This window comes from Mesorhizobium sp. Cs1299R1N3 (genome assembly GCF_037179625.1).
GTDB classification, from domain to species: Bacteria; Pseudomonadota; Alphaproteobacteria; order Rhizobiales; family Rhizobiaceae; genus Mesorhizobium; species Mesorhizobium salmacidum.
Window position 1 is genome coordinate 202,734 of the sequence record NZ_JAPYKQ010000005.1, and the last position, 21,477, is coordinate 224,210.

Annotated in this window: 26 protein-coding genes; 16 read left to right on the forward strand and 10 right to left on the reverse strand. The window is 63.0% G+C overall.

Annotated elements, in window-relative coordinates:
- Positions 1–72: 72 nt before the first annotated feature.
- The 3 genes from O7B34_RS14235 to O7B34_RS14245 all read left to right on the forward strand — a co-directional run bounded on the left by O7B34_RS14235 (position 73) and on the right by O7B34_RS14245 (position 2,471).
- Entirely contained in the window at positions 73–1,398 is a 1,326-nt protein-coding gene (locus O7B34_RS14235; protein ID WP_337146629.1) for a dihydroorotase, read from the forward strand.
- A gap of 81 nt (positions 1,399–1,479) precedes the next feature.
- Complete coding sequence (locus O7B34_RS14240) at positions 1,480–1,686, forward strand: hypothetical protein (RefSeq protein ID WP_337142984.1); 207 nt, start codon at positions 1,480–1,482, stop codon at positions 1,684–1,686.
- A gap of 68 nt (positions 1,687–1,754) precedes the next feature.
- A complete protein-coding gene (locus tag O7B34_RS14245; protein ID WP_337146631.1) occupies positions 1,755–2,471 on the forward strand; it encodes a nucleotidyl transferase AbiEii/AbiGii toxin family protein in 717 nt (238 codons plus the stop codon).
- Positions 2,472–2,542: 71 nt separating this feature from the next.
- Here O7B34_RS14245 and O7B34_RS14250 read toward each other — a convergent pair whose 3' ends face one another.
- The 4 genes from O7B34_RS14250 to O7B34_RS14265 form a co-directional block, all read right to left on the reverse strand.
- Entirely contained in the window at positions 2,543–3,331 is a 789-nt protein-coding gene (locus O7B34_RS14250; protein WP_337146632.1) for a hypothetical protein, read from the reverse strand.
- A gap of 70 nt (positions 3,332–3,401) precedes the next feature.
- Positions 3,402–3,659, reverse strand: a complete 258-nt coding sequence (locus O7B34_RS14255) for a hypothetical protein (RefSeq protein WP_015318556.1) — start codon at positions 3,657–3,659, stop codon at positions 3,402–3,404.
- Between the two features lie 352 nt (positions 3,660–4,011).
- The gene (locus O7B34_RS14260; protein WP_027144167.1) at positions 4,012–4,389 is read right to left on the reverse strand and encodes a TIGR02301 family protein; all 378 of its coding nucleotides are present in this window, start codon (positions 4,387–4,389) and stop codon (positions 4,012–4,014) included.
- Positions 4,390–4,500: 111 nt separating this feature from the next.
- The gene (locus tag O7B34_RS14265; RefSeq protein ID WP_337146633.1) at positions 4,501–4,923 is read right to left on the reverse strand and encodes an NUDIX hydrolase; all 423 of its coding nucleotides are present in this window, start codon (positions 4,921–4,923) and stop codon (positions 4,501–4,503) included.
- Between the two features lie 119 nt (positions 4,924–5,042).
- On the opposite strand from O7B34_RS14265, the gene O7B34_RS14270 reads away from it, so the two are divergent.
- Positions 5,043–5,804 carry an SOS response-associated peptidase gene (locus O7B34_RS14270; RefSeq protein ID WP_337146634.1) on the forward strand — a complete coding sequence of 254 codons (762 nt, stop codon included), beginning with the start codon at positions 5,043–5,045 and terminating at the stop codon, positions 5,802–5,804.
- Between the two features lie 80 nt (positions 5,805–5,884).
- On the opposite strand, the gene O7B34_RS14275 is transcribed toward O7B34_RS14270, so the two are convergent.
- Both O7B34_RS14275 and O7B34_RS14280 read right to left on the reverse strand, forming a co-directional pair.
- Positions 5,885–6,040, reverse strand: a complete 156-nt coding sequence (locus O7B34_RS14275) for a hypothetical protein (protein WP_337146635.1) — start codon at positions 6,038–6,040, stop codon at positions 5,885–5,887.
- A gap of 111 nt (positions 6,041–6,151) precedes the next feature.
- Positions 6,152–6,307, reverse strand: coding sequence for a hypothetical protein (locus O7B34_RS14280; protein ID WP_337146637.1), 156 nt, complete (start codon positions 6,305–6,307; stop codon positions 6,152–6,154).
- 152 nt (positions 6,308–6,459) lie between these two features.
- Between O7B34_RS14280 and cysS the strand changes: the two genes are divergently transcribed.
- From cysS to rarD, 8 genes are all read left to right on the forward strand, one after another.
- Positions 6,460–7,911: a cysteine--tRNA ligase gene (gene cysS, locus O7B34_RS14285; protein WP_337146638.1), complete on the forward strand. Its 1,452-nt coding sequence runs from the start codon at positions 6,460–6,462 to the stop codon at positions 7,909–7,911.
- Positions 7,912–8,110: 199 nt separating this feature from the next.
- Positions 8,111–8,521, forward strand: coding sequence for an endonuclease domain-containing protein (locus tag O7B34_RS14290; protein WP_337146639.1), 411 nt, complete (start codon positions 8,111–8,113; stop codon positions 8,519–8,521).
- Positions 8,518–8,904 (forward strand): VOC family protein, encoded by a 387-nt coding sequence (locus tag O7B34_RS14295; RefSeq protein ID WP_337132118.1) that lies wholly within the window; start codon positions 8,518–8,520, stop codon positions 8,902–8,904. Before O7B34_RS14290 ends, O7B34_RS14295 begins: the two co-directional genes overlap by 4 nt.
- Positions 8,905–8,910: 6 nt before the next feature.
- Positions 8,911–9,402, forward strand: coding sequence for a GFA family protein (locus tag O7B34_RS14300; RefSeq protein ID WP_337146640.1), 492 nt, complete (start codon positions 8,911–8,913; stop codon positions 9,400–9,402).
- Entirely contained in the window at positions 9,399–9,875 is a 477-nt protein-coding gene (locus O7B34_RS14305) for a GFA family protein (protein ID WP_337146641.1), read from the forward strand. The genes O7B34_RS14300 and O7B34_RS14305 overlap by 4 nt, the downstream gene beginning before the upstream one ends.
- Positions 9,872–10,822 (forward strand): prolyl aminopeptidase, encoded by a 951-nt coding sequence (pip, locus tag O7B34_RS14310; protein ID WP_337146642.1) that lies wholly within the window; start codon positions 9,872–9,874, stop codon positions 10,820–10,822. The genes O7B34_RS14305 and pip overlap by 4 nt, the downstream gene beginning before the upstream one ends.
- A complete protein-coding gene (cimA, locus tag O7B34_RS14315; protein WP_337146643.1) occupies positions 10,819–12,441 on the forward strand; it encodes a citramalate synthase in 1,623 nt (540 codons plus the stop codon). The genes pip and cimA overlap by 4 nt, the downstream gene beginning before the upstream one ends.
- Positions 12,442–12,524: 83 nt before the next feature.
- On the forward strand, positions 12,525–13,451 hold the full coding sequence (gene rarD / locus O7B34_RS14320; protein ID WP_027144157.1) for an EamA family transporter RarD: 927 nt from the start codon (positions 12,525–12,527) through the stop codon (positions 13,449–13,451).
- On the opposite strand, the gene O7B34_RS14325 is transcribed toward rarD, so the two are convergent.
- From O7B34_RS14325 to O7B34_RS14335, 3 genes are all read right to left on the reverse strand, one after another.
- Complete coding sequence (locus tag O7B34_RS14325) at positions 13,429–14,427, reverse strand: transporter (RefSeq protein WP_337142971.1); 999 nt, start codon at positions 14,425–14,427, stop codon at positions 13,429–13,431. The two genes, rarD and O7B34_RS14325, sit on opposite strands and share 23 nt — an antisense overlap.
- A gap of 107 nt (positions 14,428–14,534) precedes the next feature.
- Entirely contained in the window at positions 14,535–15,317 is a 783-nt protein-coding gene (locus tag O7B34_RS14330; protein ID WP_337146645.1) for a glucose 1-dehydrogenase, read from the reverse strand.
- A gap of 159 nt (positions 15,318–15,476) precedes the next feature.
- Entirely contained in the window at positions 15,477–15,767 is a 291-nt protein-coding gene (locus O7B34_RS14335; protein WP_337146646.1) for a muconolactone Delta-isomerase family protein, read from the reverse strand.
- A 119-nt stretch (positions 15,768–15,886) separates the two neighbouring features.
- Between O7B34_RS14335 and O7B34_RS14340 the strand changes: the two genes are divergently transcribed.
- Complete coding sequence (locus O7B34_RS14340; protein WP_337146647.1) at positions 15,887–16,810, forward strand: LysR substrate-binding domain-containing protein; 924 nt, start codon at positions 15,887–15,889, stop codon at positions 16,808–16,810.
- 53 nt (positions 16,811–16,863) lie between these two features.
- Here the strand turns inward: O7B34_RS14340 and O7B34_RS14345 are convergent, their stop codons facing one another.
- Entirely contained in the window at positions 16,864–17,475 is a 612-nt protein-coding gene (locus O7B34_RS14345; protein WP_337108062.1) for a TIGR00730 family Rossman fold protein, read from the reverse strand.
- Between the two features lie 126 nt (positions 17,476–17,601).
- On the opposite strand from O7B34_RS14345, the gene O7B34_RS14350 reads away from it, so the two are divergent.
- The 3 genes from O7B34_RS14350 (at position 17,602) to O7B34_RS14360 (ending at position 21,411) form a co-directional block, all read left to right on the forward strand.
- Entirely contained in the window at positions 17,602–19,077 is a 1,476-nt protein-coding gene (locus O7B34_RS14350; protein ID WP_337146649.1) for a LysM peptidoglycan-binding domain-containing protein, read from the forward strand.
- A gap of 77 nt (positions 19,078–19,154) precedes the next feature.
- Complete coding sequence (locus tag O7B34_RS14355; protein ID WP_442920963.1) at positions 19,155–19,502, forward strand: ArsR/SmtB family transcription factor; 348 nt, start codon at positions 19,155–19,157, stop codon at positions 19,500–19,502.
- Between the two features lie 25 nt (positions 19,503–19,527).
- On the forward strand, positions 19,528–21,411 hold the full coding sequence (locus O7B34_RS14360) for an ABCB family ABC transporter ATP-binding protein/permease (RefSeq protein WP_337146651.1): 1,884 nt from the start codon (positions 19,528–19,530) through the stop codon (positions 21,409–21,411).
- Positions 21,412–21,477 lie beyond the last annotated feature (66 nt).

Here is a 21,477-nt window from a genome sequence, read left to right on the forward strand (position 1 = left end):
AAAAGCCTGATCTTGCAAAACGGTTGGCCATTACGTAAGCCGCTGACACTCCCCCCGCAAGAGAGCATCACCATGACCTATGACCTCATCCTGACAGGCGGCACAGTGGTCAATCATGACGGCGAGGGGCTGCGCGACATCGGCGTGAAGGGCGGGCGCATCGCCGCGATCGGCGATCTGCGCCAGGCCTCGGCCGGCGAGACGATCGACTGCCGGGGCCTGCACATCCTGCCCGGTGTCGTCGACAGCCAGGTGCATTTCCGCGAGCCGGGACTTGAGCACAAGGAAGACCTGGAAACGGGATCGCGGGCTGCTGTGCTCGGCGGTGTCACCGCCGTCTTCGAGATGCCGAACACCAACCCGTTGACCACCAGCGAGGCGACGCTTGCCGACAAGGTCCGGCGCGGCAGCGGCCGCATGCATTGCGATTTTGCTTTCTGGGTTGGCGGTACCCGCGATAACGCCAGGGATGTCGGCGACCTCGAGCGTTTGCCGGGAGCTGCGGGAATAAAGGTCTTCATGGGATCGTCCACCGGTGACCTGCTGGTCGAGGACGATGAAGGCGTCGCCTCGATCCTGAGGAATACCCGCCGCCGCGCCGCTTTTCATTCGGAGGACGAGTTCCGGCTGCGCGAGCGCCTGGGCGAGCGCATTGAGGGCGACCCGTCATCGCATCCCGTTTGGCGTGATGAGATCGCCGCCTTGCGCTGCACCGAACGGCTGGTGCGCATCGCGCGCGAGGTCCGTGCCCGCATCCATGTCCTGCACATTTCGACCGCCGAGGAAATCCTGTTCCTCGAGCAGCACAAGGATGTCGCGACCTGTGAGGCCACGCCGCACCATCTGACGCTGAGCGCCGACGATTATGCGCGGCTCGGCACGCTGATCCAGATGAACCCGCCGGTGCGGGACAAGCGCCATCGCGACGGCGTCTGGCATGGTATTGCACAGAGCATTGTGGACGTGCTCGGCTCCGACCACGCGCCGCACACATTGGCGGAGAAGGCAAAACCCTACCCGGCTTCGCCCTCGGGTATGACCGGCGTGCAGACGCTGGTGCCGATCATGCTCGACCACGTCAACGCCGGCCGGCTGACCCTGCAGCGCTTCGTCGATCTCTCCAGCCATGGCCCGCAGCGCATCTTCGGCATGGCCCGGAAAGGCCGTATCGCCGCCGGCTATGACGCCGACTTCACCATTGTCGACATGAAGCGGCGCGAGACCATCACCAACGCGCAAGCCGGCTCGAAAGCCGGCTGGACACCTTATCACGGCAAGGAGGTGACCGGTTGGCCGGTCGGCACGGTCATTCGCGGTCAGCGTGTCATGTGGGAGGGCGAAATCGTTACGCCCGGCCGGGGCAGGGCGGTGGAGTTCTCCGAGGCATTGCCCGGCTAGACGGCCATCGCCGACGCGTCACTTTGATTTTTAAGCGCTCTGCACTATGTTCAAAGCACTATGAAGGCACAATTCGCGCCTATGATTGACCCCGCCGAGTTTCCAGAGCTGCAAGCGCTCTTGTGGAACCGCGATGTCGCACGACTGATCCCGGCCAACGAAGCATTTGCGTTGTACGAGCGCAATTGGCGCTTTGTCGATCAAACTCGGCTTACGGCGCGCGAAAAACAGCTTATCCAGAATCTTGCCAGCGAATTCGGTCACGGCATCCTTCTGACCGCCGGCTAAAATCTCTTCCTGTCGTGGTTTCGTCTCGCATCTGCAACATCAAACCGGACACATCGCGAGCGAAAGTCATGAAGGAATTCAGGAAGGCCGAGCACAGGATCATCTCGGAAGCCCTCGCGCTTATGGACCGTGACTTCCTGACGGCAGCCCAATGCTGGTTCGGTGGCGGGACGGCGATTGTGTTGAAATTGGGCGAGTATCGGCGGTCGTTGGATGTCGATTTTCTGTGCGCGGATGCCGACGGCTATCGCCAATTGCGAATGTCGGCGGTCGAAAGCGGGGTAAGGGCATTCTTTCCCGAACCAGTCGAAGCTGTTCGAGATTTTCGGATTGATCAGTATGGCCTGAGGACCGTGGTGCGATTGAAGGGGCAATTGATCAAGTTTGAAATCGTTCGTGAAGCCCGCATCCCATTGCAAGGTCGTTTCGATGAAGATCTAAACGTACCTTCTTTGATCCCCTCGGACATGTTCGCCGAGAAATTATTGGCGAATGCTGACCGATGCCAAGACCGTGCTGTCGGCTATCGCGATGCTATTGATCTTGGGATGTTGGTCAGTGCCTATCGGGAGATCCCGAACGACGCCGTAGCGAAGGCTCAGGCTGCATATGGACAGGATGTCCAGCACAAGGTTGCGTGGGTGGTCAACAAGCTTCGGGATACGGTAGAGCTGAGTTACGCAGCCGAGATTCTGCAGATGGAGGCAGGTAAGGCTAGCGGTGCCATCTCGTTTCTTCGAAACGAAAGCATTCGCATTTGGCCGAATGCTGACATCATTGCATAGCCCGCCAGCCCGCTTAATGGCAGCATTGTCTACAATGCTGCTCGCAGCCTGCCGCTGGCAGGCAGGCACCTTCAATCGCCCGCGACGAAGAAGGTCCATTGCCCGGCGGGCGTGATGCCGACGCGGTAGAAGATGTAGGCGCCGAACTGTTTCATGTCGTCGAAATCGCTGGCGGTGACGATCTTGAACAGCTCGACCCGCTGCTTGGCGTCGAGCCTGTCGAGCGGCAGCGCGAAGAAATACGGCCAGACATAGAGTTCCTGTGGCGCGCCCGCATCGACATGGACGTAGCCGGCGCTAAGCACCTCCTCCAGAATGGCCAGGATCTCCTGGCCGTCAGGGTCGCCGGACAGCCCTTTGAGGAAGGCGATGGCATCGCCATCGATGTCGGCCAGCGACAGCTGGGTCATGCTGTCGCCCTTGCCGATTAAAGGCCTGAGCTTCTCGATGTCGCCGCTCTTGCAAGCTTCGATGATGAGGTCATGCATGCGTCGCACGGACTCGGGCAGCTTGCCGAGGTCATAGACGACCTCGGGCAAGGGCGCCTGAGGATCGACACGCGGCCTGTTGCTGCCGCCATCCGACGGAATGTCCGGCTCCGCGGCGTCGGGAGCGGCCGGTTGGCTGGCCGAAGGCGGCGTTCCCGGCGGGCCAGGCACGGGAATCGCGCCCCCGGGCGACGTCGCGTCGTCGCCCGTCGGGGGTGTGACCGGCGAGGGGAGTTCTTCGCTTTTGATCTCGCTCAGCGCATAGGCAGGGCTGCTGGCCAGGCATGTCACCAAGGCAATCGCGCCACAGCAGGCAGCGAGACGGATGTAGAGGACAAGGCCTTTCGGCCTGCCTGACATCGGAAAATTCACTGCCCCTATCTCCCTGCTCCCGGGCATGGTGCCCGGTCGGCATCTACTCGTCAAAGAACCTGATGTTGGTTCAGTGCCGCAGCCGCTCGGGTTCGAAGGCGCCAGCAATCACCTTTTCACGCATACGGTCCAGCAGGGCAAGGGCCGAGGTCTCGCCATTGGCGCGCAACATTTCGCCGAATGCCGTTTCGAGCGCCGCCTCGGCAATGATCTCGGGCTCGATGCCGGCCGAAAGGCCTTCCGCCCAGGCTTCGCTGTGGCTCTCAACCGCCGTCAGGCGCTTCTCTTCCCTGACCAGCGCGTCGATGTCGTTGGCAGCATGTTCCATAAGCGATGTCCACCCTTTCAAGCGGCAACCCATCAGTGTGGATCAGGCTTGATCTGTTCCATTCATAGGCAGCGCCAAGTAAGTATCTGTAAATACGACATTTTTTTGGTCGCGTTTTACAGGGGCCAATTGTGTTTGGCGAAGCTGCGTTTCAACCCGGATCAAACTTAGCCGATTAGGCCGGCCTGCGGGGCGAAAACCTTCAGTTTGAGTTAATTCCGCATTCGCGTGGTAACGTTTGATTAACGCTGTTGCAGAAGTGCAACATCAGAATTGCACCAAGACATGGACAGGCACAAGTAGGATATACCGACGATCCCTGGCGACGCGTCTAATATCTGTTGATGGATGCTCAGTTGCCATAACGCGAGGCGATGTCGCGCGACAGCGTCTCACCTTCCTTCATATAACGGCTGATGGCTTCAGCGGCCGAAGCGGTGCACTGGGTGTAGGTGCCGCCGAAGGAGCGATAGCCGCGGTTGAAGCTGGCGATGAAGCGGGCGCGGCGTTCTGGATCGGGATTTTCCGAATCGAGCAGTTTTTCCATCTCGCCCCGCCACTGGTCGCCTTTCTCCCCGCACAGATTGCGCAGGAAATGCAGCGACCCCAGAACCTCCGCCAGTCGCATCAGCCCCGGTTCGAACGGCGACTCGGCACTGAACGCGGGCCGTACCGGGACGGCCGCGCTGACGGCAAGGCAAATGGCGAGGAGTATTGACGGACGGTTCATAAGCCCAAAGCCGCTATGGTCCGCCGAACGGCCTAAATCGTGGCTGGCGAGACAACATAAGCGTTGTGACGAAACAATTTGTCGCCTGCAAGGCGATTTTTCAGTGCTGCGTCAGCGTGTTTGAATGTGACTGAGGAGTTCCTCAGCGACCGCCAACACCGAGCCGGCAAGCGGCAACAGGGTCATCTCTTTAAGTGTGTAGAAGGCAGCTGTCTCGGCGTCGTCGCTGGCCACGGCCTCGCCACCGGCATAGGCGGCGCCGAACACCGTGAGGAGATAATCGACCGGGTGGCTGTCGTCCCTGCCGTCGATGTGGATTTCCCGAAGCGGACGCAAACCGGTGGCGCGCAAGCCGGTCTCTTCCATCAGTTCACGCCGTGCCGCGTCCTCCAGTGTCTCGTCGCCTTCGACCTTGCCGCCGGGAAAGGCGTAGAACCCTTGCGAAGGCGGCCATGCCCGTTTCACGAGGAGTACGCTGTCCCCCCGCACGACGGCGACCGAGACGGCGGGAAGTGTCTTGCGTGCTTCGTTCATGATCAGGCCCATTCGATGACCGGTCTGTTGTGGACCGCCCGGTAAGGGGAAGCATTACCGGTTGCGCAACACCGCTTCCATAGCCACTTTCGAAGCCGAACCATTCGAAAGGCTCCATCATGTGCGGACGTTTTGCCTTGACCGCCACGCCGGACGAGACCGCCGCCTTCCTGGGCCTTGCCGAGCTGGAGGATTTCCCGGCCCGCTACAACATCGCGCCGACACAGCCGGTCCTGATGGCGACCGCCGGCGCGCCGCGGGCTCCGGGCTCCAACCTGCCGGACCGGCAGTCGATGCTGGTGCGCTGGGGCCTCCTTCCCGCCTGGGTCAAGGACACCAGGGAATTTCCGCTGCTGTTCAACGCGCGTTCGGAAGGTGCAATCGAAAAGGCCTCGTTCAAGGCCGCCATGCGCCATCGGCGCGCGCTGGTGCCGGCATCCGGCTTTTACGAGTGGCGGCAGACCGGAGGCAAGAAGGGGCAACCCTATTGGGTCCGACCACGGCATGGCGGGCTGGTCGCCTTTGCCGGTCTGATCGAAACCTATGCCGAGCCGGGCGGCTCGGAGATGGACACCGGCGCCATCCTGACCGTGAACGCCAACGCCGACATCGCCCATATCCATGACCGGATGCCGGTGGTGATCGATGTCCCCGACTTTGCCCGCTGGCTGGATTGCCGTACGCGCGAACCGCGCGAGGTCGCCGATTTGCTGCGGCCGGCGCTGCCCGATTTCTTCGAGGCGATTCCCGTCTCCGACCTCGTCAACAAAGTCGCCAACACCGGACCGGAGATACAAGAGAGGGGCGAGATCGGACCTGAGCCCGAGAAAGCCAGGCGCCAGAAACCCGGCGCGGACGACAGTCAAATGACGCTGTTCTAGCGAAGTCCGTCGAGGTCATTATGTCAGGGCGCTTGTTCGCGCCCCTCGGTGCCGGCGATTGCGTCGGCTGGAGTGCCGCTTCAGGCGGCGCGGGGCGATACGACCTTCTGCGCCGGCTTGTTCTTCTTGGCGGTGTGAAGAAGGGCGGCGACGATAGCCGCCGGGCCGATCGCACGATAGTGGTTGGCCAGCGCCGGTTGCTTGGCGCGGTTGGCTTCCTGCTTGCTTCGAGGCATGTTTCTCTTCCCAGATAACGTTTTCGTGTATGCGATTTGGTCGCCGAATCCGACCAAATCGTGACGCTTGGTGATCTAGCCGGCGAATGTTTCATGACTGTGCCGACATGTTTAATAAAATGTTTCATTGGCTGATTCCGTGTGATCGGGCGATGCGGTTGCCAGTCTTTGCGACGTTTTTCCCGGGATCAGCGACTTGACGGCAACACCTGCCAAGGCGATAAAGCGGCCCATGAAAACGTCTTTCGCCATTTGTGGCATTTGCATTATTGGCTAGCCTCGCGCTGGTCCGGACGTTTTCGCCTCATCTTTCCCCAGATTGGACAAACGCCCCGGCCAGCAGGCTGGAGCCAGATTTGCGCCTCGGCGCTGGGCTGGCTCCATCCAGACAAGAAGTTCTGAAACCGGGAAGGCATGGAATGTCTGACGCATCGCAGGGCCTGCGCCTCTACAACACGCTGACGCGCACGAAAGAGGACTTCGTGCCGATCGATCCGCGAAATGTGCGCATGTATGTCTGCGGCCCGACCGTCTACGACTTCGCCCATATCGGCAACGCCAGGCCAGTGATCGTCTTCGACGTGCTGTTTCGTCTGCTGCGCCATCTCCATGGCGAGACGCACGTCACCTATGTGCGCAACATCACCGACGTCGACGACAAGATCAACGCGCGCGCGTTGCGGGACTTCGGCGGCGAGATCGCTTCAGGGGCGCTTTCGCTCAACGAAGCGATCCGGCGGGTTACCGAAAAAACGGCCGATCAGTTCCACAGGGATGTCGCGACGCTTGGCTGCCTGGAGCCGACGGTCGAGCCGCGCGCCACCGAATTCGTCGAGCCCCGCGCCGACGGCAAGGCTGACATGATCACCTTGATTCAAAGCCTGATTGGGCGCGGCCATGCCTATGTCGCGGCGGGCGAAGTGCTGTTCGATACGGCGTCGATGCCGGACTACGGGCAATTGTCGAAACGCAATCTCGACGAGCAGCAGGCCGGCGCCCGCATCGCCGTCGACGCGCATAAGAAGAACCCCGGCGATTTCGTGCTGTGGAAACTGTCGTCGCCGGAGGAGCCCGGTTGGCAAAGTCCATGGGGCAGGGGCCGGCCCGGTTGGCATATCGAGTGCTCGGCCATGTCGGCCGCCTATCTCGGCGAGGTCTTCGATATCCATGGCGGCGGCCTCGATCTGATCTTCCCGCACCATGAGAACGAGATCGCCCAGTCGCGCTGCGCCCACGGCACGTCGGTCATGGCCAATGTGTGGATGCACAATGGCTTCCTGCAGGTCGAGGGCCAGAAGATGTCGAAGAGCCTCGGCAATTTCTACTCGATCCACGAGTTGCTGGAGACCGACATTTTTGGTGGTCGCAAATGGCCCGGCGATGTGCTGCGGCTGGCGATGCTGATGACGCATTACCGCGAACCGATCGACTTTTCCGTGCGCAAGCTGGAGGAGGCGGAAAACACGCTGCGCAAATGGAAACGCGCGGCGGATCTGGCGCCGGCCGCGGGAAGTCAGTTGCCGGTTGAGGTCGTGGAGGCGCTGTCGGATGATCTTGCGACCTACGCGGCCTTCCAGCAACTCACCCAGCTTGCCGGCGAGGCGACCGACTTTGACGGTAGCGGCGACAACGCCGCCGCCGTCGCATTGAAGACCGCGCTCACCTTCCTTGGCTTCGACATTGGCGCGACCAAGGTGGACGAAACCGTGGTCGCCAAAGCGATTGGCGAGCGCCTGATGCTTATCGCGGCGAAAAATTGGACAGAGGCCGACCGCATCCGCGATGAACTTCTGGCGCAAGGTGTACAGTTGAAGGACGGCAAGGACCCGGTCACCGGCGAGCGCGTGACGACGTGGGAGATCAAGCGATGAGGGTGACGGCGGGAATGGAGAGGTCATCGCGAGGCGCCCCCCTCTGCCCTGCCGGGCATCTCCCCCTCCAGGGGGGAGATCGGCAGCTTCATCGATGGCGCCGAATCTTCAACGTCGGCGATTGGCGAAAGCCGAAGCGACGTCCAATCTCCCCCCTTGAGGGGGAGATGTCCGGCAGGACAGAGGGGGGCGCCTCGCGATGACCCATCATCTCGTATCTTCCCTTAATCGTGGCAATGCGCGCAACATGCGCAAGGCAATGACCGATGCCGAACTCAAACTTTGGAATGAGATACGTGCACATCGCCTTATGGGGCTGGCTTTCAGGCGCCAGATGCCGATCGCTGGCTACATCGTCGACTTTGCTTGCCCGACCAGAAAACTGATCGTCGAGATTGACGGCTCCCAACATGCAACGGCCAAAGCCTCGGAGATGGATGCGGCGCGTACCGCGAAGGTTGAAGCGCTGAGCTGGACCATCCTGCGCTTCTGGAATGACGACGTCATCCGCGATATCGACAATGTCTGCCAGCACATCGTGATCGTGGCCGGTTTGGCCGATGCTGTGATGCCGGCAAGCCAACCAGCAACGGAGGAGCTCGTTCCATGATCGATCATCTTGGCATCGCAGTTTCCGATTTCGATGCTTCCAAGGCCTTCTACGACAAGGCGATGGCGCCTTTGGGCGCCTCGCTGCTTTACATGGTGCCGCAGGAATATACCGGCGGCACCAAGGTCGGCGGTTATGGCCGCGACCGGCCGGTGTTCTGGCTGAGTTCGGCCAGGGAAAAGCCCCGGGATCACCAGCACGTCGCCTTCACCGCGCGCAGCCGCGCCGAGGTCAACGCCTTCCATGCCGCCGCCCTTGCAGCCGGCGGCAAGGACAATGGCGGGCCGGGCCTGCGTCCGCACTATCACCCCAACTACTACGGCGCCTTCGTCTTCGATCCCGACGGCAACAATGTCGAGGCGGTCTGTCATGATCCGGAGTGAAAGCCGATGAGCCTCGACAACCGGCCGGTCTACACCGGCGGCTGCCAATGCGGGGCGGTGCGCTTCCGCGTCGAAGGCGCGCATGGCGGCGCTTCGGTCTGCCACTGCCGCATGTGTCAGAAGGCGAGCGGCAATTTCTACCTGCCGCTGGTCTCGGTGCGGGGCGCAAAGGTCGACTGGACGCGCGGCGAGCCCAAGCGTTTCCGTTCCTCCAATGCCGCCTGGCGCGGCTTCTGCGCCGACTGCGGCACGCCGCTGACCTTCGAGGCGCCCGACGGCATGGCGCTGGCGATCGCCGCCTTCGACGATCCGGCTGGTATCGCGCCGACCATCCAATGGGGCACGGAAGCAAAACTGCCCTATGTGGATTCCATACCGCGATTGCCGGGCGAGGACACGATGGCGGATATTGGCTCGGCCCCCTATCTCGCCGAACTCGTCTCCTATCAGCATCCCGACCACGACACCGACCAATGGCCGCCGGAGGAAAGACCATGACCGAGACCGTTCGAACCGGCGGTTGCCAATGCGGCGCCGTGCGCTTCCGCATCAAGGGGGCGCTGGGACGCGCGTCCATCTGCCATTGCCGCATGTGCCAGAAACAGTTCGGCTCCTTCTTCGGCGCCTTGGTGACGGTGCCCAGGGACGGCGTCGAATGGACCCATGAAGAACCAAGTTATTTCCACTCTTCGGTCAACATCGATCGCGGATTCTGCGCCCGTTGCGGCACGCCGCTGACCTATCGCCAGCCCGGCGGGCTCGAGATCGCCATCGGCGCCTTCGACGACCGCTCGGATCTGGCGCCGCGGATCCAGGTCAACTACGCGGCACGGCTGCCTTGGGTCGAGACGATCTTCGATCAGCCTGTCCACGATGATCCCGACTATTACGCGCGGCAGGAGCAGATCATCTCCTTCCAACATCCCGATCACGAAACGGCCAATTGGCCGCAACAGGGCCTGAAACTATGAGTTTGCGCACCCTCTATCCGGAAATCGAACCGTTCGACTCGGGGATGCTCGACGTCGGTGATGGCCATAGGGTCTATTGGGAACGGTCCGGCACCAAGGGCGCCAAGCCGGCGGTGTTCCTGCATGGCGGCCCGGGCGGTACCATCTCGCCAAAACACTGGCGGCTGTTCGACCCCAAGCTCTACGATGTCATCCTGTTCGATCAGCGCGGCTGCGGAAAGTCGACGCCGAACGCCTCACTGGAGGCCAACACGACCTGGCATCTCGTTGCCGACATCGAGCGGCTGCGCGAAATGGCCGGCTTCGATAAATGGCTGGTGTTTGGCGGCTCCTGGGGCTCGACGCTGGCGCTCGCCTATGCCGAGACACACCCTGATCGCGTCAGCGAACTGGTGGTGCGCGGCATCTATACGCTGACCCGCGCGGAGCTCGAATGGTACTATCAGTTCGGCGTCTCGGAGATGTTCCCCGACAAATGGGAGCGCTTCCTGGCGCCGATCCCGGAGGCCGAACGCGGCGACATGATGGCCGCCTACCGCAAACGGCTGGTCGGGTCCGATCGCAAGGCTCAGATAGAGGCCGCCCGCGCCTGGAGCCTGTGGGAAGGCGAGACGATCACGCTGCTGCCGGAGCCTGAAACCAGCGGTCCGTTTGGCGAGGACGACTACGCCGTCGCCTTCGCCCGCATCGAGAACCATTATTTCGTCCACGCCGGTTGGCTGGAGGAGGGGCAGTTGCTGCGCGATGCCGGGAAGCTCAAGGACATCCCCGGCACCATCGTCCATGGCCGCTACGACATGCCGTGCCCGGCGCGCTACGCCTGGGCGCTGCACAAGGCTTGGCCGAAGGCGGACTTTCATCTGATCGAAGGCGCCGGCCATGCCTATTCGGAACCGGGCATACTCGATCAACTGATCCGGGCGACGGACAAGTTTGCAGGCAAATGACCATGCCCCGCGAGCGTCTCTATCTCTTCGACACCACACTGCGCGATGGCCAGCAGACGCCGGGCATCGACTTTTCGGTCGAGGACAAGATCGCGATTGCCAAACTGCTGGACGAGTTCGGCTTCGACTATGTCGAAGGGGGCTATCCCGGCGCCAATCCCACCGATACCGCCTTCTTCCAGCAGAAGCGCACGGCACGCGCCAAGTTCGTCGCCTTCGGTATGACCAAGCGGGCAGGGGTCTCGGCCTCCAACGACCCCGGGCTTGCGGCACTAGTTCAATCGAAGTCGGACGCCATCTGCTTCGTCGCCAAAAGCTGGGACTATCATGTCCGCGTGGCGCTCGGCTGCACCAACGAGGAGAACCTGGAGGCCATCAAGGCCTCGGTCGAGGCGGCGGTCGCTTCGGCCAAGGAAGCGATGGTCGACTGCGAGCATTTCTTCGATGGCTTCAAGGCCAACCCGGACTATGCGCTGGCCTGCGCCAAGACAGCCTATGATGCGGGCGCGAGCTGGGTGGTGCTTTGCGACACGAATGGCGGCACGCAGCCCTCGGAAGTGCGGCTAATCGTTGAAAAGGTCATCGCCGCGGGTATTCCGGGCGAGCATCTCGGCATCCACGCCCATGACGACACCGGCCAGGCGGTGGCCAATTCCCTTGCCGCCGTCGAGGCCGGCGTACGCCAGGTCCAGGGTACGCTGAACGGCATCGGCGAGCGCTGCGGCAATGCCAATCTGATCTCGATCGTGCCGACACTGGCGCTGAAGCCGGCTTTCGCCGACCGCTTCGAGACTGGAATTTCAGCTGAAGCGCTGACTGGCATCTCCAGGCTGTCCCGCGCCTTCGACGAATTGCTGAACCGCGCCCCGGAAGCGCAGGCACCCTATGTCGGCTCGTCCGCCTTCGCCACCAAGGCCGGCATCCATGCTTCCGCACTGGCCAAGGAGCCGGCGACCTATGAGCACGTGCCGCCGGAATCGGTCGGCAACCGCCGCCGCGTCATGGTCTCCGACCAGGGCGGCAAGGCCAATTTCTTCGCCGAGTTGAAGCGGCGCGGCATCGATGTGCCGAAGGACGATCACCGGCTCGATGCCCTGATATCCGTGGTCAAGGAGCGTGAAGCGTCGGGCTATGCCTATGAGGGCGCCGACGCCTCGTTCGAGCTCCTGGCGCGCAAGATGCTGCATGGCCTGCCCGAGTTTTTCCACGTCACCTCGTTCCGCTGCATGATCGAGCGCCGCTTCGATGCCAATGGCCAGTTGAAGACCGTGTCGGAAGCGGTCGTCAAAGTGCTGGTCGAAGGCGAGGAGAAGATGTCGGTGGCCGAGGGCCATGGCCCCGTCAACGCGCTCGACATCGCGCTGCGCAAGGATCTCGGCAAATACCAGAACGAGATCGCCGATCTCGAACTCGCCGACTTCAAAGTGCGTATCCTCAATGGCGGTACCGAGGCCATTACCCGCGTGCTCATCGAATCGCATGACGGCACCGGCGCCCGCTGGTGGACGGTCGGCGTTTCCGAAAACATCATCGACGCCTCGTTTCAGGCGCTGATGGATTCGATCATCTACAAGCTGATGAAGAACCGCGAGATGGCGGGGCTGGTGGCGGCGGAGTAACTTTGAACCATCAGCGAAAGTCCATTGATCCATCAGAACTTTGCGATGGTCTTCCCAAGGTTACTGGGCCATAGCGTTGGGCCATGGCCGCTGAAGCAATTACCCCCGATGCAGATTCAAAAGCCCGCCGCGGCTTCTTGCTGGCGCTGGGTGCCTATCTCTTGTGGGGATTGCTGCCCTTCTACATGAAGGCGGTGGCGCATCTGCCGCTTGCCGAGGTGATTGCACATCGCATCGTCTGGTCGGTGCCGATTGCCGCGGCGGTCCTGATCTGGGCCGGCCGCACGGCGGACTTCAAGGCGGCGATACGTTCGCCCCGCACCATCGCCATGGCGGCGCTGACGGCGGCGCTGATCTCAGTCAACTGGGGCATCTATGTCTGGGCGATCGCCGTCGATCGCACCGTCGAGACCGCGCTGGGCTATTATATCAACCCGCTGGTCAGCGTCGTCGTCGGCGCGTTGCTGCTCGGTGAGCGCCTCAATCGGCTGCAGATCGCGGCGGTGGCGCTTGCTGCGGTTGCCGTCGGCGTGCTGACAATCGAGGGCGGCAAGCTGCCCTGGGTGTCGCTGGCATTGGCGTTTTCCTTCGCCGCCTACGGTTTCTTCCGCAAGACCCTGCCGATCGGTCCCAGCCAGGGTTTCCTGCTCGAAGTGCTTTTGCTGTCGGTGCCGGCGCTGGGCTACATCATCTTCCTGATCGCCACCGGACAGGATCATTTCGTCTCCGGCAGTGGTACCGACACCGCGCTGCTCATCGGCTGCGGGCCGGTGACCGCCGTCCCGCTGCTGCTGTTCGCCTTCGGCGCCAAGCTGCTGCGCCTGTCGACCATCGGCCTCATGCAGTACATAGCGCCAACCATGGTGTTTCTGATCGCCGTGCTGATCTTCGACGAGCCGTTCGGCACCACGCAGGCCATCGCCTTTGCGCTGATCTGGGCGGCGCTGGCGATCTATTCCTGGTCCATGCTGGCGACGGCGCGTCGGGCTACATCTGTCCGAGCCGCCTGACGAAAAGATAGGTCACGCCCGCGATCAGCAGCGATACGGCCGTGACCACCCAGAAGCCCAATGGGGTGTTGACCAGCGGCAAGCCGCCGACATTCATGCCGAACAGGCCCGAGATGATGGTCATCGGCAACAGTACCGCCGTCATCACCGACAGCACATAGAGCAGCCGGTTCGACTGCGTCGTCAGCTTGGCCATCAGCTCGTCCTGCAGCAGCCGCGTGCGCGCCTGCAGCTGCTCGCCGTCATAGTGCAACGTCTGGGCGCGGTGCGACAGCCGCGCGGCCATGTCGTTGATCGAATCCGGCAGGTCGTTGCGGTGCGAATGGTCGAGATGGCGAAACAGATTGGTCAGCGTCGCCATCTGCCGATGGATGACCACCAGGTGCCGGCGTGCATCGACCAGCGCTTGCCGCTCATTGTGCCATGCGTCGCAGACGATACGGTCCTCGATGCCGTCGAGACTGTCGCTGAGTGTCGCGAGTTCGGCGGCCATTCCGTCGAACGACTGGCCGACGACAGCCTCGATCAGCTCGGCCGGAGAGCGGAATTTGCGCGATCCGTTCTCGATCGCCTTGCGGATGTTGTCGACCGATTGCAGCGGTTGTTTGCGGGCGCCGACCAGCATCGTATCGTTGAGAGCAAAGCGGAAATGACCAAGCCCGCCGGCTTCCGCCGAATAGTCATGGCGCAGGTCCGGCAGATCGCCATAGAGCCAGTCATCCTCGAGATCGATGTGGCAGCCATGGCTGGCGCTCAGGAAGGCTTCGCGCACCGGCGCCGGCAACGCCTGATCGGCGCCGATCTCGTGACGGGCGCGCATGTCGGAAAGCTGGTAGCTGCGCCATGTCCAGTGCGCGGCGGCGGCATCACTGGTACGCGCGCCCTCGGTGGTAAAGTGGTAGATGAAGAACAGCCCGTGCTCATCGGGCAGGTAAGGCGACAGGTCAGTGCCTTCGGAGGGGAGGGCGATATTCATGGCGGCTTCGCCGGTCTCTGATGCGGTCGGGGTCGCGGGGGCGGCCAAGCGCGATTTCTAGCATGGCATGCCCGATTTAGTGTGACTGTTTCGTGACGGCGTGCCGCCTACAGGACGCTGGTGATCCCGCCATCCACCAGCAGCGTCTGTCCGCTCACGAAGCTGGCGGCGTCGGATGCCAGGAATACGGCGGCACCCGCGAGTTCCCTCACTTCGCCCCAGCGCCGCATCGGTGTGCGGCCGGTCAGCCAGGCGGAGAATGTCTCGTCGGCGACCAGCGCGGAGTTGAGCTCGGTCATGAAATAGCCCGGCGCGATGGCGTTGACGCGCACACCGTGCTGGCCCCATTCGCCGGCCATCGACTTGGTCAGCATGGTGATGGCGCCTTTGCTTGCCGCGTAAGGCGCGATCGAGGGGCGCGCGAGCACGCTCTGCACCGAGGAGACATTGATGATCGCCCCCCTTTGGCGGGCGATCATGCCCTTTACGACGGCTCGGCTCACCTTGAACACGCCGTCCAGGTTGGTGGCCATCAGCGCGTCCCAGTCGGCGTCGCTAAAGGTCTCCAGCGGCGCCCGTCGCTGGATGCCGGCATTGTTGACCAGGATGTCGATCGGTGCGGTGCCGGTTTCCGCCGCCGCGATCGCGCTGTCGACCGACTGGGTGTCGGTCACGTCGATCACCGCTTCAGCGATCGAATGGCCCGCGGCGCGCAGCCTGTCTGCGGCCGCTTTCAGATCGTCGGCCTTGCGGCCGCCGATCGTGACGCGAGCGCCCGCGCTCGCAAGCGCCTCCGCGAAGGCCAGGCCCAGGCCGCGGCTGGCGCCGGTGATGAAGGCATGCTTGCCCTCGAGGCCGAACAGGCGGCCGAGATAGTCAGTCGAATGCAATTTTGCACCTTCATCGATTGCGATTTATCGCCGCCAGTGCGAAGGCTCGTCTGACCTCGGCGAGCGGCAGCACCAGCGTGCCGCGTGGCTTGACGACATGCAAGGCGCTTTGTCGCCCTGGCGCCTGGCTGACGGCCTCGGTTGTCGCGGTCGTCAGCCTCAGCGTTTCGGCCCAAACCCCGGATAGGGGTTGAGCGGCACGATCGCGGCAATGTCCATCATGCCGGCCTTGACCAGCGGCAAGGTGGCGAGATGGCCGCGCACATCGGCATCGCTGCCGGCTTCGAACATCATGCCGCTGCCGGGAATGTCACCGCGATTCCAGATCTGGCGCACGGCGCCTTCGGCATAGAGGGTGCGACGCTGCTCGGCCTCGCCAGGCAGAAGGGGTGCGAAGTCGGCGTCGGCGAACTTTTCCGTGTTGCGGATGAGAAGGGCAAGGAACTGCATTTCGGTCTCCTGTTGTCAGCGGTTGATGACAGGAGATATCGCGCCGGATGGTCAGACTGTCCAAGACTGATTAGGCTAAAGTTGAGACCTGATAGGACTTGGGTTTCGAGGAGCTAAAAATGTTCGACCTGCGACAGATCAGATATTTCGTCACCGTCGCCGAAACCGGCAATGTCGGTCGAGCCGCCGAACTGCTGCATATCTCGCAATCGCCGCTCAGCCGGCAGATCATGCAGCTGGAGCAACAGCTTGGTGTCCCCCTGTTCGAGCGGGCAAAGCAGCGCGTTCATCTCAATGCCGAGGGCCGCGCCTTCCTGACCGAAGCCCGTGCCTTGCTGTCGAATGCGCGCCGGCTGGAGGAACTTGGCCGCAATCTGGCCAGCGGTTCCATTGGGCGTCTTGCCATCGGCTATGTCGAGGGTGCGGTCCATGCCGGGCTTGTCGCCGGCATGCTGCGCCAGTTCCGCCGCGACCGGCCGGATTTTCATCTGCAGTTGAGAAGCCTGCGCTCGGCGGCGCAGATGGACGGGCTTCGGCAGCGGTCGCTGGATCTTGGTTTGGTGTATGCCCCCGCGGCGGCCGACGATCCTGACATCGCCAGCACGCCGCTGCGCCACGAGCCGCTGGTGCTGGCCATTCCCGAAGACGATCCGCTCGCCGATGTGGCTGATATCCAGCCGCATCATCTCGACGGCCGCGTCTGGATCACCGTCGTGCGCCAGCCCGACGACACCAATCGCGGCCAGTTCCTGGCCGCTTGCGCAGAGGCTGGCTTTACGCCCGACATCGCTTACGAGACGGCGGACCCTCTGACCTCACTCGGGCTTGTGAGCGCCGGCCTCGGTCTCGCCACCGTGCAGGCAAGCCTGCGCACCGCCGCGCCGCCCTCGATCCTGTTCCGCGACATGCCATGGTTCGGGCGCATGGTTTCCATCCACCTCGCCTGGCGGCGGCAGGACCGGCGCGTGGTGATCACTGACCTGCGGGAGGCTGCCCGGAGGGAGGGGAGTAGGGGAGGGGGGAGTAGGGGAGTAGGGGAGTAGGGGAAAAGTGTACACTCCGGAGACTGCAAACCTACTGCCCTACTCCCGTGACTCTACATCTTGTCGATCACCGACTGGACGCCTTCCGTTGGTGCATCGACCGAGGACCCGGCTACCATGATGGCGGCGACGATAGCCTCGGGATCGTTGACGACCAGCGGCTTCACACGCTGCGCGGTATGAATGAAGCCTTCCGCCGCCATGTGGTCAAGCAAAGCCGTCATCGGATCCCAGAATCCGTTGACATTGCCGAAGACGATCGGCTTGCGGTGATGGCCAAGTTGCGCCCAGGTCATGATCTCGACGATCTCCTCGACTGTGCCGATGCCACCAGGCAGCGCCACAAAGGCGTCGGATTTCTCGAACATCTTATGTTTGCGCTCGTGCATGTTGTCGGTGATCAACAACTCGTCGAGCCGGTCAAGCGCGGTTTCGGTTGCTTCCTTGTTGATGAGGAAGCGCGGAATGATGCCCGTCACCTTGCCGCCGGCCTTGAGTGCGCCTTCGGCGACGGCGCCCATGATGCCTTTGGTGCCGCCGCCATAGACCAGCCGCAGTCCTGCCTTGGCAATTGAGCGTCCAAGCAGGTGACCGGCCTTGGCATAGATTTCGTCGCGGCCCGGAGACGAGCCGCAATAGACGCAGACGGATCGAATCGTGTTCATGCCGATGATTGGTGATTGGGTCTGAAAGCGCGGTCAAGCCCCAAGGGCTGAGAAGGCCGGGCTTTTTCTTGTCGGTCATGGCAAAACACGCTAGACCGGCGTTAGGTGGCTAAGGGGTAGGGAAATATGGCAATCAATCCACTGAAGGCGTTCCTGTTCGCGGCGGGTGGGACCGTCGCGGCCGCGGGAACCGCCTATGTATCGGGCGCGCTCGACCCGTATCTTCATCCAACGCCGCCGGCGGAAGTCGCGGCCTTGACGCCGCCCGCGGCGCCGAAGCCGGCCACGGAAGGGCGCCTGCCGGCTCCGGCGGTGCCGGCCGCTCCGGCCACAGCACCCCAGGCGACAGCTCCGGCAGCACCCGCAACCGATGCGGCGGCGCCTGCGGCGCCCGCGACGGCGGGTCCGATCGCCCCGACTTTCGACGTCGTTCGCGTTGAGGGCAACGGCTCGATCGTCATTGCCGGCAACGCGGCGCCCAACTCGAAGGTCGAAATCCTCAACGGCACGATGGTGATCGGCTCGACGGTGGCTGGCCCCGATGGTGCCTTTGTCATCGTGCTCGATGATCCGCTGAAGCCCGGCGACTATACAATCGCCTTGCGTTCGACGGTCGGCACGGTCGTGACCGCCTCGACGCAGACCGCCGTGGTCTCGGTGCCCGCGAATGCGGCTGGCCAGGTGCTGGCCATGGTCGAGGAGCCAGGCAAGCCGGCCGAACTGCTGACGGTCCCGGCGCCCGAGACAAAGCCTGCGCCGGCAACCGGCGACCAGGCCGCCGCTCCGGCTGCTGAAGCGCCCGCGACGGTCGCTCCAGCGACCGCCGCGCCGGCGGCGACTGCGCCAGCCGTGGTTGAAGCAAAACCCGATCCGGCGGCACCGGCCGCGCCCGCGGCGGCTGTGGCCGAGCCTAAGATCGTCGTCGAGGCGGTCGAGATCGAAGGCAACAAGATCTTTGTCGCCGGTCTGGCCGATCCGGGCCGCAAGGTGCGCGCCTACGCCAACGACATTCTGCTCGGCGACGCACAGACCTCGTCGGACGGCCATTTCCTGGTCGAGGCGACGCGCGACATTCCGGTCGGCAATTATACCATTCATGTCGACGGCCTCGATACCGATGGCGTGAAGGTGGTGGCTCGCGCCGCCGTGCCCTTCGAGCGCGAGCCGGGCGAGGCGGTCGCAGCTGTTGCCCCCGCCGCGACCAAGCCCGCTGCACCTGCTGCGGAAGCACCAGCCGCTCCGGCGCCTGCTGCTGCCGCCGCTGCTCCGGCTGAGACCGCACCGGCCACCGAGGCTCCGGCCGCCGTCGCGGCAGCCACGCCGCCAAGCGACGTGCCCGAAATCGTGTCGCCCAAGCTCGAACATGCCGACGGCGCGGTCATCATTCGTCGCAACGATACACTGTGGCGGATTTCACGGCGGGTCTATGGTCACGGCACGCGCTACTCCACCATATACCTCGCCAACCAGGACCAGATCAGGAATCCGAACCGCATCTGGCCGGGGCAGGTGTTCAAAGTCCCGGAAAAGTCGAAGGAAGGCGAAGCCGCCGACTTCAAGGCGATGGGTGAACAGGCGACCACCGCGACGAAGACGGAGTAGGGAGACCGGCAATTCCGGCGATCTACCCATCGGCCTAGCTTGCCCTGTCATCGTTCATCGTCTATCGCCGATGAACGATGACAGAGTGCTTCCCCATACCAGACCACGCCGTCTCGGCACTGTCCGGCCGCATGCCGGACAGTCGCGTTGTCGCGGCCCGGTTCGCAGCGCTTTCGCATCCGGCCCGGATCGAGATACTGAAGCATCTGTCCGCCAGCAATTCCTGCTGCTGCCGTGAGGTCGTCGATCATTTCGATCTGGCGCAGTCGACCATCTCACAGCATCTGAAAATCTTGGTCGAGGCTGGCCTGGTCCGGTTCGAGCCCGACCGTCAACGATCGCGCTATGCGGTCGATCGTGCGGCACTTGCCGACTTATCGGCATCGCTGGGCGCACTCATCAATTCCTGCTGCTCCGGCCGCTGACCCTCTCACCCAAAAGGCAAGAAAAGTGGCCGAAAAAACCGTCTCCGCCGACACCTCGACACTCACGACGTTGCGCAATCTCTGGCCCTATATGTGGCCGGCCGACCGCTCCGACCTCAGGGCACGGGTGACCTGGGCGACGCTGCTGCTGGTCGTGGCCAAGGTGACGCTGGTCGCCGGTCCCTATTTCTTCAAATGGGCAACCGATGCGCTGGCGGGCGGCTTCAAAACGCCCCCGCCGCTGCCGTCGTTCATGCTCGCCCCGGTGATGCTGGTCGTTGCCTATAATGTGCTGAGGCTCGTCCAACTCGGCTTCAACCAACTGCGCGATGCGCTGTTTGCCCGTGTCGGCCAGCATGCGGTGCGTCAGCTTGCCTTCCGCACCTTCGTGCACATGCATCAGCTGTCGTTGCGCTTCCACCTGGAGCGCCGCACCGGCGGCCTGTCGCGCATCATCGAGCGCGGCACCAAGGGCATCGAGACGATCGTGCGCTTCATCATGCTCAACACGGCGCCGACGATCCTCGAATTCGCGCTGACCGCCGGCATATTCGGCTTCACCTATGGCTGGAAATATGTGGCCGTCGTGGCGATCACCGTCTGCGTCTACGTCTGGTTCACCGTCAAGGCGAGCGACTGGCGCATCTCGATCCGCCGCGATATGAACGACAGCGACACCGACGCCAACACCAAGGCGATCGACTCGCTGCTCAATTTCGAGACGGTCAAGTATTTCACCAATGAGCGCATGGAGGCCGAGCGCTTCGACCGCTCGATGGCGCGTTACGAGATCGCCGCCACCAAGACCTGGACCTCGCTCGGCTGGCTGAATTTTGGCCAGGGCTTCATCTTCGGCGTCGGCACGGTCGTCGTCATGTGCATGTCGGCGCTGGAGGTGCAGGCCGGCACCCAGAGCGTCGGCGATTTCGTTTTCATCAATGCCATGCTGGTGCAGCTTTCGGTGCCGCTCAACTTCATCGGCTTCATCTACCGCGAGATCCGGCAAGGGTTGACCGACATCGAGCACATGTTCGACCTGCTCGACGTGCCGCAGGAGATCGTCGACAGGCCCAACGCCAAGCCGCTGGCCGTCAGCGCCGGCAAGGTCGAGTTCCGCGACGTCCACTTTTCCTATGATCCGAACCGCAAGATCCTGAAAGGCGTCTCCTTCGAAGTCCCGGCCGGCAAGACGGTTGCCATTGTCGGGCCGTCGGGCGCGGGCAAGTCGACCATCTCGCGGCTGCTGTTCCGCTTCTATGACGTACAGGGTGGCCAGGTGTTGATAGACGGCCAGGATATCAAGGACGTGACGCAGGACAGCCTGCGCGCGGTGCTCGGCATGGTGCCGCAGGACACGGTGCTGTTCAACGACACCATCGCCTACAACATCCGTTATGGCCGTGTCAGCGCCGGTGAGGAGGAGGTGCGCAAGGCCGCCGAACTCGCCCAGATCGGGCCGTTCATCGAGAAGCTGCCCGACGGCTACAAGTCGATGGTCGGCGAGCGCGGGCTGAAGCTTTCCGGTGGCGAGAAGCAACGCGTGGCGATCGCCCGCACCATCCTGAAGGCGCCGCCGATCCTGATGCTCGACGAAGCCACTTCGGCGCTCGACAGCCACACCGAGCAGGAGATCCAGACCGCGCTCGACCTGGTCAGCAAGGGCCGCACCACCATCGTCATCGCCCACCGCCTGTCGACCGTGATTTCGGCCGACGAGATCATCGTGCTCAAGGATGGCCAGATCGCCGAGCGCGGCACCCATGTCGAGCTGATGCGAAAGCACGGCCTCTACGCTTCGATGTGGGACCGCCAGCGCGAGGCGACCGAAGCCGAGGAGCGGCTGCGCATTGCTCGCGAAAGCGACGAACTGGGTGTCGTCGTGCGCAGGCGCACGTCGGAGATGTCGTAGCTCATAAAAAGCCACTTGACCTCAACCTAAGTTGAGATTGTAGACCGTCGCCCGAGAGCCGAAAAA